This is a genomic window from Limnohabitans sp. Rim28 (assembly GCF_000293865.2).
Lineage (GTDB): Bacteria > Pseudomonadota > Gammaproteobacteria > Burkholderiales > Burkholderiaceae_C > Limnohabitans_A.
On sequence record NZ_ALKN02000016.1, the window covers coordinates 39,570 to 53,464 of the forward strand.

Consider the following 13,895-nt stretch of genomic DNA (forward strand, 5'->3'; position numbering starts at 1 on the left):
GGGCTCAGGCCTTCACCGGCGACGCAGCCCACCTGTGCGCCAAACCACTGGCCCGCACGCTGGGGCGGTGGATGGCCGCTTCAAGCAAACCGGCTTCGGCTTCGACCAAGGTGAAATGCTCGCGTGCCCGGGTGATGCCGGTGTAGACCAGCTCGCGGCTGAGCACCTCGGCGCCGCCCGGGGGCAACACCAGTGCGGTGTGCTCGAACTCCGAACCCTGGCTTTTGTGCACCGTCATGACAAACGCGGTGTCAGCCTGAGCCAAGCGCATGACGCTCACCGAGCGCAGGGCTTCACCGTCCAAAAACCAGACCTTGGGCTTGCCTTCGGTATTGGGCAACACCACGCCCACATCGCCATTGAAGACACCCAACTGGGCGTCGTTGCGCGTGACCATGACGGGCCGCCCCACGTACCACTCGCCCTGGATGCGCAGCAAGCCCGCATCGGCCAGGGCTTTTTGCACCGCCGCATTCAGCGCCTGCGTGCCCCAGTCGCCCTGGTGCACCGCACACAAAATGCGAAAACGCTCGAAGGCTTTGAGCACGCTGCACACCCATTGGGCGTGGCTTTCGCTGGACACCTCAGCGCCCTGCACTGCCGGGCCAGTTTGCAAAAGGCGCAGGTAATCGGCATGCGAAGGCTTGCCCGCTGCGCCCAGCGCCAAGGCGCAAATGGCTTGGGGGCTGCTCGGCTGGAGTGCCAACACCGGCGAGGCGACCGCGTTGTCTGAGCCACCCAAACAGGCCCGCGCTGTCGCCGAGTCGCCCCGGTTCACCGCCAGGGCCAGCTGGCCAATGGCGCCCTTGAAGCGGCGGCTTTGGCGCAGCATCACGGTTTGCTGGGCCAGCACGGGGGCCGGATCGGGCACCACCCATTCCGATGCCAGGGTCTGACCGGCTGCGTGCAGAACAAACTGCGCCGTGGCCGCGCTGTAGCGGCCCGCTGCCGCGTCTTGGCACAGGTCGCCCAGCACCGCACCCGCTTCCACCGAGGCCAGTTGGTCTTTGTCGCCCAACAGCACCAAGCGTGCCGTGGGCGGCAAGGCCTGCAGCAGCGCGTCCATCATTTCCAGATGCACCATCGAGGCCTCGTCCACGATCAGCACATCCACATCGAGCGGGTTGGCCGCATGGTGGCGAAACTGGCGTGTGTCGGGCCGCGCCCCCAGCAGCGAATGCAGCGTGCGTGCCGGGCCCATGCGGGCGATCAGCGCGTTCAAATCCAAGCCCGCATCGGCAGGCACGGGCAGCCGAGTGAGCGCATCGTCGATCGATTGCTTCAGGCGCGCCGCCGCCTTGCCTGTGGGCGCGGCCAGCGCCACGCGCAGCGGGCTGCCATCGGGGTGCAGCGCCAGCAACAGCGCCAGAAAGCGGGCAGCGGTGTAGGTCTTACCGGTGCCGGGCCCACCGGTGATGACCGACAGCCGCGCCCGCAGCGCCACGGCGCAGGCCACCTTTTGCCAGTCGGTGGCGGCAGGCTCTTCGGGCTTGGATGCAAAGAAGCGGTCCAGCCATGCGCGTGCCTCTGCTTCGTGCACGGTCAGAGGCTCGCTGGCACGCTGCAACAGGCTTTGGCCCACGCGCTGCTCGTAGCCCGCATAACGGCGCAGGGACAAGAGCGGCACATCGTCAGGGCCGCCCAGCACCAGCGGCTGGCCTTGGTCGGGGGCATCCGCCAGGCGCACACCCACGCTGGGTGAGTGGGCTTGCAAAGCCTGCCGCCAATCGGCCAGCGTGGCGGGCAGGTGCGCCCACAAGGCCTTCAGGCCCTGCGCACCGTCCACCGCCGCCGCAGGCCAGCCCAGCAGCGCCAAGGGCAGTTGACACAACTCGGCCACGGACAAGCAGGTGTGGCCGCGCCCTTCCATGTGGGCGAGCACGGCGGCTGCCACCAGCAGCGCGGGGCTGGCGTGGGCATCGAGGCGCAGCACTTGCGCCGCGAAAGCGCTGTCGATGTGGCGCAGCAGGCCTTGCCCCGTCCACAGGTTCAGCCATTGCAAAGTTTGCACAGCGCTCAGGCCTTGGGCAGGCAGGTCGCTCAGCCAATCCATTTGCGCAGAAGACACGGGCGCGGTGCGTGAGGGCTTTTTCAAACTCATCACGCCACCCCTTCTTTCAGCATGTTGTCCAGGCCATCGATCAGCGCCAAAGGCACAGGCAAGGTGCAGCAGCCGCCCGCTGGTCCGTCGATGCCGCGCAAAAACAAATACACCGCGCCGCCGAGCTGCTGCGCGGGGTCGTAGGCATCGCCCAGACGGGCGCGCAACAAGCGGTGCAGCGCCAGCAAGTAGAGCGCGGCCTGCACTTCGTAGCGGTGCTGGGCCATGGCGGCATCCAGGGCCTGTGCGGTGTACGCCGCGTCATCGCCCCCCAGGTAATTGGATTTGTAGTCGAGCACCCAGTAGCGGCCTTCGTGCTCGAACACCAGATCGGCAAAGCCCATCAGCATGCCGTGCAGCTGGGCGTCAGGCAGCTGCGGTCGGCTCACGCCGGGCAACAGGTGCTGCTGGCACAGGGCATCGACCTGGCGTGCATGCAGGCGCTCAGCGGGCAGCCAAAACTCCATCTCGGGCAGCAAGTCACCCAGCGCGTTCAGCGGCGCGTTCGGCCCGCGCAAAGGCTTTGCCACCAAGCGGCTGAGCCACTGCAGCACATCGTCAGCCTGGGCCTTGTAGCCTGCGTTTTCGCAGCGGTATTTCAGGCGCTCGGCCTTGGCCAGATCGAGCACAAAGCCATCTGCCGCCAACCATTCGAGTTGGTCGTGCAAGAAATTGCCTGCTGTGGGACCTTTGGCAAAGCCGTGCCACGGGGCCAAAGCTCCGGGGCTGGCCGCCCAGGCCGTGGGCAGGGGCGCATCTTCGGGGGGTTCGTCGTCTGCGGGGCGCGGCGGATTCAGATGCAACACCAAGGGCGCCAGGGTCTGCGCAGACAGGTCACGCGTCAAGCGCGAAAAACTCGCAATGGTCCATGACTTGTCGATGCGGGCGGTGCAGCTCAGCGCCTCGCGCAACTCGGTGGTGTGCGCAGGCTTGTGCCACAGCGTCAGCGGCACATCGGCAGGGGCGACTTTCAAGTGCACCGACAAGGGCTGGCCCAGCGAGCTGGTTTGCAGGGCTTGCAACTTGTTCAGCCAATCGGCGGCCGCCAATTCTTGACCGCTGCTCAGCAAATGCCCGGCGGCGCAGGTGTGGTTCACGCAGGTTTTGCCATTGCCGCGCTTGACCGCGCTCCAGCCCACCCACAGTGCGTGGCGCGCCCGGGTGAGCGCTACGTACCACAGGCGCAGGTCTTCGCGCAGGCGGTCGTGGTCCGCGAGCTTGGAGTCCTCTTTGTCGAAGTCCAGCGTCCAGTGACGTTTGCCATCGCCCGCGCCCTCGTCCGCGCCTTCCCCCTCACCGCCCTCCAACTGCAGCACGGCGGCTTTGTCGGCCGTGACCACGCGGTGGCTGTGCGCAAAAGGCAGGCACACCACCGGGTACTCCAAGCCCTTGCTGGCGTGGATGGTGATGACCTTGACCAGGTCCTCGTCGCTTTCAAGCCGCACGGTTTGCGCTTCGCCACCGCTGGCATTGCCCGACTGCGCTTCGTCCATCTGCTGGGCCAGCCAGCGGATCAAGGCCTGCTCGCCATCGATCTGGCCGCTGGCCGCTTGCAACAATTCGGCCAGGTGAAGCACATTGGTCAGACGCCGCTCGCCGTCAGCCTGGCCACGCCAGCGCCCCGCCAGCTGCAACACATGCAGCGATTGGCGCAGCATGGCCAGCACGCCCTGGCTTTGCCAGGTCTTGTGCAGTTCGCGCATCTGTTCGGCGCGGGTGTCCAGCAGTTCGTCATGCGTGGCCAAGTCATACAGCTCGGCCAGGGACAGGCCCACTGTGCGTGTGCCCAATGCGGCGCGCAGGCGGCGCATGTCTTGCGGCTCGGCCACGCCGCGCAGCCAAAGGCACAGGTCTTGCGCCTCGTCGCTGGCAAACACCGAGTCGCGGTCGGACAAATACACCGAGGCCACGCCACGCAGGCGCAACGCGTCGCGCACGGCAGCTGCCTCTTTGCCCGTGCGCACCAGCACGGCGATGTCTTTGGGCTGCAAGGGTTTTTCGCCCTTATCCGGATCGACAAAACGCGCCTGCGGGTCGCTCAGCCAAGCCACAATTTGCTCGGCGCACAGGGCCGACAAATGCGTCTGGGCATCGCGTGTGCTGCGCAAAGTGGCGTCGTGCACCACGGTCATGGCTTGCACATCGCCTGCACTTGTTCTGAAGATTTCATCGCGACCCTTCGCGCCCACAGGCTGGAAGGGCAGCGGGTCTTCATCGCCCTGCTTGTAACCAAAGGCGTCTGACGCCATGTCGAACCAGCGGTTGACCACCTCGACCACTTCCGAAGTGGAGCGGAAGTTGGTGCCCAGCACATGGTGGCGACCGGCCGTGGCGCGGCGTGCGGCCAAGTAACTGTGGATGTCCGCCCCCCGAAAACCATAGATGGATTGCTTGGGGTCACCAATCAGCAGCAGCGCGATGTCAGGCCGGTTGTCAGCCGTGCGGTAAATGCGGTCGAAGATGCGGAACTGCAGCGGCGAGGTGTCCTGGAACTCGTCGATCATCGCCACCGGGAACTGCTCGCGCAGTCGTTGGGCCAAACGATCCCCCGATTCAGGATCGGCCAGCGCGACATCCAGGCGCTGCAGCATGTCGGCAAAGCCAAACAAGCCGCTGCGGCGCTTGAGCTCGGCCATGCGTTGCAGCACATGGGTGCGGGCGTGCAGGCGGGCGACTTGGGCTGGTTCGGGCAAGGCTTGCAAGGCTTTTTTCAGGTCTGCGAAGTCCTGTGACTCGCTCGGAAATTCAATCTGATCACTTCCCAGAGCACGACAGGAAAGTAAACCTTCTGGCGTGAACCTATCCCAGCCCGTCTGCATCTTCTGCTTAAGTACATTTCCATCAGCGTCACTGAGCGCCCAATTTTTCAGCGTTGTTAGCCAAAGGGTACGGTGATTGACATTGAGCCTTTGTCCAATCCAACCATGATTGGGCTTGGCCATTTGACCGTTGATCCAATCAAGTAACTTGTCTGCCTTCTCGTTCCAGCCCTGTTTGAGTGCCCGCAGCTGCGCTTCGCGCTCGGTCAGGGCTGCACCGAACACCTGCGCCAGCGTGCCGGGTTCGGCATCGGCCAGCGGCACGGCCATCAGGGCGCGCATGTCTTGTTCGAGCGCGGGCACATCGCGCCAAACGCCCAGCACCTGGGTCACCAGGGCCGTGCCCATGGGGTAAAGCTGCTGACGCCAGTAGTCCTGCACCGCTTCGAGGCGCAACGCGGCTTCGTCGCCGACCAGGTTTTCTTCAAACAAGCTGCCGCTGTCAAACGCGTGTTCGCGCAGCATGCGCTGGCACCAGGCGTCGATGGTGTACACGGCCGCGTCGTCCATGGCCTGCGCCGCCAGCGACAGGCGGTGGGCGGCTTGCTCGCGAGGCTCGCCATCGGGGTATTCGTCCTTCAGTTGTTGCAGAAAGTCATCGTCCGTTTCGGCCATACCCCGAAAGACCTGCGCGGCCTCGGTCAAACGGGCGCGGATGCGGTCGGACAGCTCACGGGTGGCAGCGCGGGTGAAGGTCATCACCAAAACGTCTTGCGGGAGCATGGGGCGCACAGGCGCAGTGCCATCATGACCGTGGCCCAGCACCAGGCGCACATACAGCGCTGCAATCGTCCAGGTCTTGCCCGTGCCAGCGCTGGCCTCGATCAGGTGGCTGCCGCGCAGTGGGAAGGTGTGCGCGTTGAGTGCGTGGGCGTTGCTCATGCCAGTTCCCCCTCTTCGCTGTCGTACGGCGCATCGGGCAAGGCTTCGATCTCGGCTTGCTCGGCCCAGGCCTTCAAGGGCGCGTAAACGGTTTGGGCCAGGCGCCCGAACGCCCGCGTGGCCATCAAGTCCTCCATCGTGGGGTAGGTGCGGGCCAGCGCCGGGTCTTTGTCTTTTTCGGCGCGTTTGAAGTCACTGCCCTCGTAGGCATCGGCCAGCGCGTTGAGGTTGTCCGGGTCTTTGAGCCACTGCAGCGCCACACCGGGCGGCAGCGGCAGCGGCCAACGCATGCCCTCGGCCCAAACGGCCAGCAGCGCGTTCAACTGGGCGCGGGCGTCTTCTGGCGCATGCTCGGCCATGCGCAGCACGGCGTTGCGGCCCACCACCACACACCTCAAGGGCTGGTCCATGGCGGCCGCGGCCAGAGACAGCAGCCAAATGTCGATCAGCTTGTCTGGGTGAGCTTGCGGCTTCTGGGTCTTGAAACTGGCCAAATCGCTGGCGCGCAGGTGCAAGGACACCTGCCCTCCCTGCCCCACCCGCACATCGCCCAGCGCGTCTTGCAAACTGACTTGGGGATGTGCCATATCCACCAAAAGGCGCTCGGCCGCATCGGGGTAGGACTGCCGCTCGCGCAGCGCTGCGCCCAGCATGGCCTGCAAACGGGCTTGGAGATTTTGCGCGGCGAGCATGCCCACACCCGCCAGCGGCAAGGCCCCAGCTTGGCGCAGACGCTGCACGACCTGCCGCACATGCACGGGCAGAGTCTCCACGTTCAGCGCGGTGGGCACATGCTGCAGTTCGTGCTCGATCAACTGGTACAGGTCCAGGCCCGCCAGTCCAAAAAGTTCCTCGTCGTGCAACTCGCTGCGTTCATCCTCCAGGTGCACTTGCAAGCGTTCGCGAAAAAACGCGCCCACTGGCTTGCGCAAAAAACGGGCGAGCTGGGTCAGCGTGAGGACAGGCACGCCCTGCGCGGATTCCAGCGGGGGCAATAGGCATGGATCGCCTCCTGCAAACGCGAGATCGCCATCCATGGAACCTTCGCCATCGCGGGCGAAGCGTGGCGATCTGTTCTGCGCCGCACGCCACTCCTTGGCATAGGTCTGCAAACCACTGCCCTCTTCAAAATAACTGCGGCTGAAGGCTTGCAGCGGGTGCACGGTGGTCTGGCGTTCGGCCGTGCCCTTGCCCCACAGCAGGTCGATCTCGTCACGCAGTTGCGACACCAGCACAGAAGGCGGTTGCTCGCTGTTGTCGCGCACGCTGCGGCCGCTCCAGCTGACATAGAGCACCTGTCGCGCTGAGAGCAAAGCTTCCAGCATGAGTTGGCGGTCATCGTCGCGGCGCGAACGGTCGCCGGGGCGGCTCATACCGGGCAGGCCCATCAGGTCGAAGTCGGCGCGCAGGCTGCGACGGGGGTAATCGCCATCGTTCATGCCCAGCAGGCACACCGCCTTGAACGGGATGGCCCGCATCGGCATGAGCGTGCAAAAGGTCACGCCCCCGGCCCGAAAGCGTTGCTCAAGTCGGGGCGTTTTGAGCGCTTCGAGCCAGGCCGATCGGGCCACGGCCAAAGGTACGGCCTCGGCAAAACCAGCCTCTGCGCAGGCGCGTGCCCAGTCGGTCAGCGCCTGATCCAGAGCAGACAGCGCATTGCGGTCGTTGTCGTCACGCGGTTTGAACATGGCGGCCAGCAAGGCGCGGCAGCGCTCGGCCCATTGCGCGGGCGTGGCATCTGGCGTGGCGGTTTGCCACCAGTCGATCAAAGCCTGCAGCAGGTGCGCCAGCGACCCGGCCAACTCGGCATCGAGCCCACCCACTTCGGGGTAAGGCGTGGCCCCGAGCGCCTCTGCGTCCACCGGATCGGCCCCGCAGGCATAGCCCATGAGCATGCGCTGCACGCCAAAGAGCGCCGAGTTGTCCTCGCCGCACACCGCCAGCCCCAAGCCTGCGCGGTGCTCGGCCGACAAACCCCAGCGGATGCCCGAGCCCGCCATCCAACGGGTGAGCGTGGGTAAGCCCGCTTCGCTGAGGCCAAAGCGGGCAGCGAGCGCAGGCACTTCAAGCAGCTCGACCAACTCGCTCATGCGGCTGCGCTGCTGCGGCAAGGCCAGCAACCACTCGACCGCATGAATCAGAGGGCTGATGGCTTGCGCGCCCAGGTCGGCAATGTCGAAAGGGATGAACCGCGCATCGGCGCGCTTGAACTGGCCAAACACGGCGCGAATCGCCGGGGCCATGGTTTCGATGTCGGGCACCATGACGACCACGTCGCGGGGTGACACAGGCTGATCGCCCGGTGGGGTGTGGAACCATTGCAGCAGTTGGTCGTGCAGCACCTCCAGTTCGCGCACCGGGCTGTGGGCGATTTTGAAAACAAGCGATGGATCACCTGATGTCAGTGCTGGAGGTGTGGCACCACCACTGGAAGGCTCCAGGTCGCGAATACGCCGCTGCAACTGCGCCAGCAAGCGCGTGACGTCTTCTCCGGGGGCGTCATCAAAAAAATCCAGTCGCGGCCACTGCGTCAGTTGCTTGGCCGCTTGCAGGTCGTCAAAGGCGTCGAGCTGGCGGACGAAGTCACGCCCTTGCCTCCCCCAAGCCGCCAGGAGCGTGGGCGCGTGCAAATGCATCTGCGCCAAAGGCATGTGGGCCAAGGCCTCACCCCGGTAGGCGTGGCGGCGGCGCTCGGCCTGCAGCCATTCGCGCCCGTCGATGATGTCGCCCCAGTGGAACTGGCACGGGTTGGGCACGGCCAGCATCACCTGGCTGTGGGTGGCCAGCGCAGCCAGCATCTCCAGCAGTTGCCCCGGCATGTGGCTCATGCCAAACACGGAGACGCGCCGCGCCACGGCGCTGGCCAGGGGCTGGCCCGACTGCAAATGCGCCAGCGCCCGCGCATGCAGCGCCGGGCGCGTGGCCTGGCGCTGGCTCTCATCCAGCGTTTTCAACACGCGCCGCCACAACTCGGCTTGCCAGAGTTGGTCTTCGGCCAACACCTCCGAACCCGCAGCCTTGCGCAACACATCGCGACCGGCGGCCCAGTCTTGCAGCCAATCGGGGCGGTAAATTTGGTACTGGTCAAACAAATCCGCCAAGCGAGAGGCCAGCTGAAGCAGACGGTCGGGCTCGTCGCCCCGCAAAAAACCCGCCACAGGCTTGAAGACGGTATCACCCAAGCACCCAGGCAGCAAAGCCATCAACCGCCAAGTCATGGGCAGTTTGTCCAGAGGCGAGTCGGGCGGCACATTCTGCGTGCCCAGCACCTGCCGGTAGGTGCGCCACAAAAACCGCGAAGGCAACTCCACCCGCGTGGCCGCGCACACCCCACCTTGGCGCGCCAATTCGATCTTGATCCACTCGGCCATGCCGTTGCTTTGCACCAGCACAACTTCACTTTCCAACGGATCCAGCGGGTGCGCACGCAGCCAGCCCGTCAGGGTGTCAGCCAACACCTCGGAGCGGTGGCTGTGCAAGGCGATGAAACCAGGAGAGATGGGGGAGACAGGCATGCGGCGAAGGAGACTGACAAGGCCATAAAGGAACAAGAATAGCCGCAATCATGCCCTCCGCCAGGCTCATGGCAAGCGCCCTGCATTGCCCAATTTTTAAGCACTGACTGCCAAACCAATCAGGATGCGGCTTGGCGCAGTTGTTCAAGGACTTATCCACACCTTTGGACACGCGCTTTGGGGGCAACTGTGTGTGGGTATGCCCCATGTGACTGTGCACTTGGGTTTTCCCTAGCCTGCCAGGCCACCGCAGGGCCGCATGATTTGGACACATTGTTCAAACTGCGCCCACCATGACCACAGCCTCTTCGCCAGCCGCCACCCCGTCACCCATCTGCAGCACCATGATGCAGATGCCCCTGTCGCTCAACCACCTGCTGGACAGGGCAGGCACTTTGTTTGCCAGCAACGAGATCGTCTCGCGCCTGCCCGACAAGTCGCTGCGCAGGCACAGCTATGGTGCGTTCTACCAACGCACCCGCCAACTGGCGCAGGCCCTGCAAAACATGGGCCTGCAAAAAGGCGAGCGGGTGGCCACGCTGTGCTGGAACCACCACGCGCACCTGGAGTGTTATTTCGGCATCCCGGCCGCAGGCGGGGTGATGCACACGCTCAATTTGCGCCTGTCACCCGAAGAAATCGCCTGGATCGCCAACGACGCGCAAGACAAGGTGCTGATCATCGACGACGTGTTGCTGCCGCTGTACCAGCAGTTTGCGCACCTGTACCACTTTGAAAAGGTGATCGTCTTCCCCTTCTCCGGTGCCGCAGTGCCCGCGCCCTTCACCGACTACGAGCAGATGCTCGCCAGCACCGACGCACAGGCCTTTCAATACGCCCCACATGCAGAGGACGATGCGGTGTCCATGTGCTACACCTCGGGCACCACGGGCCGGCCCAAGGGCGTGGTGTACTCACACCGCTCGACCATCTTGCACACCTTGGTGGGATGCCTGGGCGACTTTTGGGGCCTCAAGGGCAGCGATGTCATCTTGCCCGTCACCCCCATGTTCCATGCCAACAGCTGGGGGATCCCCCACGGCGCGGTGATGATGGGCGTCAAGCTGGTGTTTCCCGGCCCGCACCTGCACCCGGAAGATTTGCTGGACCTGATGACGGCCGAGCCGCCCACGCTGTCGCTGGGCGTGCCCACCATCTGGATGGGCTTGATCCAGGCTTTCGAGGCCGCCCAAGCCACCCAGCCAGGCCGCTGGAAACTGCCCACAGGCATGCGCTCTTTGGTGGGCGGTGCGGCGGTGCCCGAGGCACTGATTCGCGCCTTTGACCGGCACGGCATTTGGATTTTGCAAGGCTGGGGCATGACCGAAACCTCGCCTTTGTGCACCGTGTCTTACCCCAAGTCTGAGCTGAATAACGCGTCCATGGACGAGCGTTACCGCCGAGCCGCCATGGCGGGCGTGCCTGTGCCGCTGACGGAGCTGCGGATCCGGGGAGAAGACGGCCAAGATGCGCCTTGGGACGGCAAGCACGTCGGTGAAATCCAAGTGCGCGGGCCCTTCATCACTGGCAGCTACCACCAAGTGCCCGTGAGCGAAGACAAGTTCAGCGCCGACGGCTGGCTGCGCACCGGCGATGTGGCCAGCGTGGACGCCCTGGGTTTTGTGCGCATCACAGACCGCACCAAAGACCTGATCAAATCCGGCGGCGAGTGGATCAGCTCGGTCGATCTGGAAAACGCCCTGATGGCCCACCCCGATGTGGCCGAAGCGGCGGTGATCGCCATCCCCGACCCCAAGTGGAGCGAGCGGCCGCTGGCCTGCATCGTGCTCAAACCCGGCAGACAAGCGCAGACCGAGGCATTTGCGGCGCACTTGCTGCAGCACGGCTTTGCGAAGTGGCAAGTCCCCGACCGCTACGAGTTCATCGACGCCGTGCCCCGCACATCCACAGGCAAGTTCTACAAACTCAAACTGCGCGAACGCTTTCCGGCCTGACAGGCCGGTGATGAGCTAAATCACTGCCGCGCGGTGAGCGTTCAGGGCTTCGCGCCACTGGCGCGTGACGATCGATTGGTGCCAGGCCTTGTTAATGCTTATATCGTTCAGAGAATTCTTCTTGAAAAGTCGATGTTTGCAGGACGGCCAACTCGCTTCGTCAGCCACAGCAAATGCAGGCTCAATTCATACGCCCGATGTTGATAGCAATGCCTCTTCAAAACTTCTTGCCGGAGTTGCTCAATCAATTCTGATCGAGCCGACGCATCCGTCAAGTACCTTTCCAGCAACCGGACCAGATCGTCCGGGCTTTCATACACCGGCAGGCGGCAGTCAAAGGCATCGTCGGATACCGATTGAGAGTTTGTGATCACCAGACAACCGGCCGCCAAGGCATCGAACACTCGGCTGTTGGCGGCGCCCCATTCCTTTGTCACATGGTTGGCGTCGTCGATGACTATCACTGCGTTCCGATACACCTCATGAATCTGGCTATAGGGCATAAAGCCCCGATGCAAATGCGCCAATGCCGGCACTTGCTCCCAGTTCTTGCCATAGAGGGCCCCGCGATAATGGGTGGGCAAGGCTGACAGGGTACCGACGATGTCACGCTCCGCCTGCCAGTAGTGGCCGGTGAACACATAATCAAGCGTCGGGTGGGTGGGGCGGCCATCGGTGTTAAATCGCTTCGGGTTGGTGGCAATGCGCATCAGCTGGGCCAGCTTGCCGGTACGCTGGCTCAAAAAGTCGACGGCCCGTCGGGATGAGGCCAGATGCAGGTCGTAATCCGCGATCCAGGGGTGTTCGCACCAGCGCTCGAACCAATTGCGTGCCCAAGCGATGGTCACCAGATGCGGGGGTGCATGCCGGATGGCGGGCAGTTCATATTCCTCGACCATCACTATCAAAAGATCAACACCCGCCAGGTCGTACCACCGTTTGGCTCCCTCATTTTTTGGGAGGTACTCGATTTGCCAGCCAAAGCGGGCTTTCAAAGCCGTACCTAATTCGAGTGCGGTGAAATAGTCGCCAGCCGCCGCTTCTGGGCCGGTTTCTGTAACTGCGAAGGCGAGTCTAGTGGTCATTTATCACCGTGCCGGCAGTCCCAAGGGGATTTCCTTGGTTCACGCTGACGCTTTCGTCACGCATCCCCGCCAAACAAATCTCTAGTGTAGACCTTGTCCGCCACATCGGCCAGCGCATCGGTCTTGCGGTTGGCGATGATCACATCCGCTTCACGTTTGAAGGTATCGAGATCCTTGATCACCTTTGAGTTGTAGAACTCGTTGTCCTTCAAGGCCGGTTCATAGACGATGACTGGAATCCCCTTGGCTTTGATTCGCTTCATGATGCCTTGAATGGAGGATGCGCGGAAATTGTCGGAGCCGGCCTTCATGATCAGGCGATAGACACCCACTACCTTCGGCCGCCTTGCAATGATTTCTTCGGCGATGAAGTCCTTGCGCGTGGTATTGGCCTCGACGATGGCGTGGATCAGGTTCTGCGGCACTTCGCGGTAGTTGGCCAGCAACTGCTTGGTGTCCTTGGGCAAGCAATAGCCGCCATAGCCGAAGCTGGGGTTGTTGTAGTGCGCCCCGATGCGCGGGTCCAGACACACGCCGTCAATGATCTGGCGGGTATCCAGCCCACGGCTGGCGGCATAGGTATCGAGTTCGTTGAAGAAAGCCACACGCATGGCGAGGTAGGTGTTGGCGAACAGCTTGATGGCCTCGGCCTCGGTACTGCTGGTGAAAAGAGTCGCGATGTCCTGCTTGACCGCGCCTTGCTTCAACAGATTGGCGAAGGTTTCGGCACGGGCGGACTGCTCTCCGACGACGATTCGGCTGGGATGCAGGTTGTCGTAGAGTGCCCGGCCTTCACGCAGAAATTCGGGCGAAAAGATCAGGTTCTGGGTGCCGAATGCTTCGCGTGTCCGTGCCGTGTAACCGACCGGAATGGTGGACTTAATCACCATCACCGCATTCGGGTTGATTTCCATGACATCGCGGATCACGGCCTCGATGGACTTCGTGTTGAAGTAATTGGTCTCGGGGTCGTAGTCGGTCGGGGTGGCGATGATAACGTAGTCGGCGCCGGCATAGGCGTCCTGCTTGTCCAGGGTGGCACGGAAGTTCAGGGGGCGGTTCTTGAGAAAATCTTCGATCTCGGCATCCTCGTTCGGGGATTCTTGGCGATTGAGCATTGCCACCTTTTCAGGAACGATGTCGAGGCACACCACTTCATTGTGCTGGGCGAGCAGCACGCCGTTGGAAAGGCCGACGTAACCGGTGCCGGCAATGGCGATTTTCATAAATTCATTCCATTTGATTAAGGAGCAAGGAGCAAGAGGCAAGGATAAGTTTCCTTATGACATGCCACTTGAACGTTGTTGCTGCCGCAAAAGTCGGCGCTGGCGGTATGGCACCCACACCCAAATTTACCCCGTCCGCCCATACACATCCTCAAACCGCACAATGTCATCCTCCGGTGTTTGTCAACAAAGTTGTCCGCTTTTCTAAACGGCTATCGCCACTTTTTCTGGCGATCTCACATGCTCCCTTGGCGGGTTCAGCCACACCTCCTTGATGTGCTCCCAGTTGCGCGTATGCCTTGACTTCCATCG

6 protein-coding genes are annotated in these 13,895 nt (G+C 63.3%); 1 reads left to right on the top strand and 5 read right to left on the bottom strand.

Annotated features, from left to right (window positions below; translation table 11 throughout):
* Positions 1–4 precede the first annotated feature (4 nt).
* Genes recD through recC form a run of 3 tightly spaced genes read right to left on the bottom strand, consistent with a single transcriptional unit; the run spans position 5 to position 9,317 of the window.
* Positions 5–2,101 (bottom strand): exodeoxyribonuclease V subunit alpha, encoded by a 2,097-nt coding sequence (gene recD / locus B472_RS15050; RefSeq protein WP_019426052.1) that lies wholly within the window; start codon positions 2,099–2,101, stop codon positions 5–7.
* Positions 2,101–5,802 (bottom strand): exodeoxyribonuclease V subunit beta, encoded by a 3,702-nt coding sequence (recB, locus tag B472_RS15055; protein WP_019426053.1) that lies wholly within the window; start codon positions 5,800–5,802, stop codon positions 2,101–2,103. The genes recD and recB overlap by 1 nt, the downstream gene beginning before the upstream one ends.
* Entirely contained in the window at positions 5,799–9,317 is a 3,519-nt protein-coding gene (gene recC / locus B472_RS15060; RefSeq protein ID WP_019426054.1) for an exodeoxyribonuclease V subunit gamma, read from the bottom strand. Before recC ends, recB begins: the two co-directional genes overlap by 4 nt.
* Before the next feature lie 293 nt (positions 9,318–9,610).
* On the opposite strand from recC, the gene B472_RS15065 reads away from it, so the two are divergent.
* Complete coding sequence (locus tag B472_RS15065) at positions 9,611–11,272, top strand: long-chain fatty acid--CoA ligase (RefSeq protein WP_019426055.1); 1,662 nt, start codon at positions 9,611–9,613, stop codon at positions 11,270–11,272.
* 107 nt (positions 11,273–11,379) lie between these two features.
* Here B472_RS15065 and B472_RS15070 read toward each other — a convergent pair whose 3' ends face one another.
* Positions 11,380–12,357, bottom strand: coding sequence for a glycosyltransferase (locus tag B472_RS15070; protein ID WP_019426056.1), 978 nt, complete (start codon positions 12,355–12,357; stop codon positions 11,380–11,382).
* 56 nt (positions 12,358–12,413) lie between these two features.
* Positions 12,414–13,583 carry a nucleotide sugar dehydrogenase gene (locus tag B472_RS15075; RefSeq protein WP_019426057.1) on the bottom strand — a complete coding sequence of 390 codons (1,170 nt, stop codon included), beginning with the start codon at positions 13,581–13,583 and terminating at the stop codon, positions 12,414–12,416.
* Between the last annotated feature and the right edge of the window lie 312 nt (positions 13,584–13,895).

Bases quoted from the DNA above. Each gene is read 5' to 3' on its own strand.
- recD (WP_019426052.1), bottom strand. From the start codon at position 2,101: ATGAGTTTGAAAAAGCCCTCACGCACCGCGCCCGTGTCTTCTGCGCAA.
- recB (WP_019426053.1), bottom strand. From the start codon at position 5,802: ATGAGCAACGCCCACGCACTCAACGCGCACACCTTCCCACTGCGCGGC.
- recC (WP_019426054.1), bottom strand. From the start codon at position 9,317: ATGCCTGTCTCCCCCATCTCTCCTGGTTTCATCGCCTTGCACAGCCAC.
- B472_RS15065 (WP_019426055.1), top strand. From the start codon at position 9,611: ATGACCACAGCCTCTTCGCCAGCCGCCACCCCGTCACCCATCTGCAGC.
- B472_RS15070 (WP_019426056.1), bottom strand. From the start codon at position 12,357: ATGACCACTAGACTCGCCTTCGCAGTTACAGAAACCGGCCCAGAAGCG.
- B472_RS15075 (WP_019426057.1), bottom strand. From the start codon at position 13,583: ATGAAAATCGCCATTGCCGGCACCGGTTACGTCGGCCTTTCCAACGGC.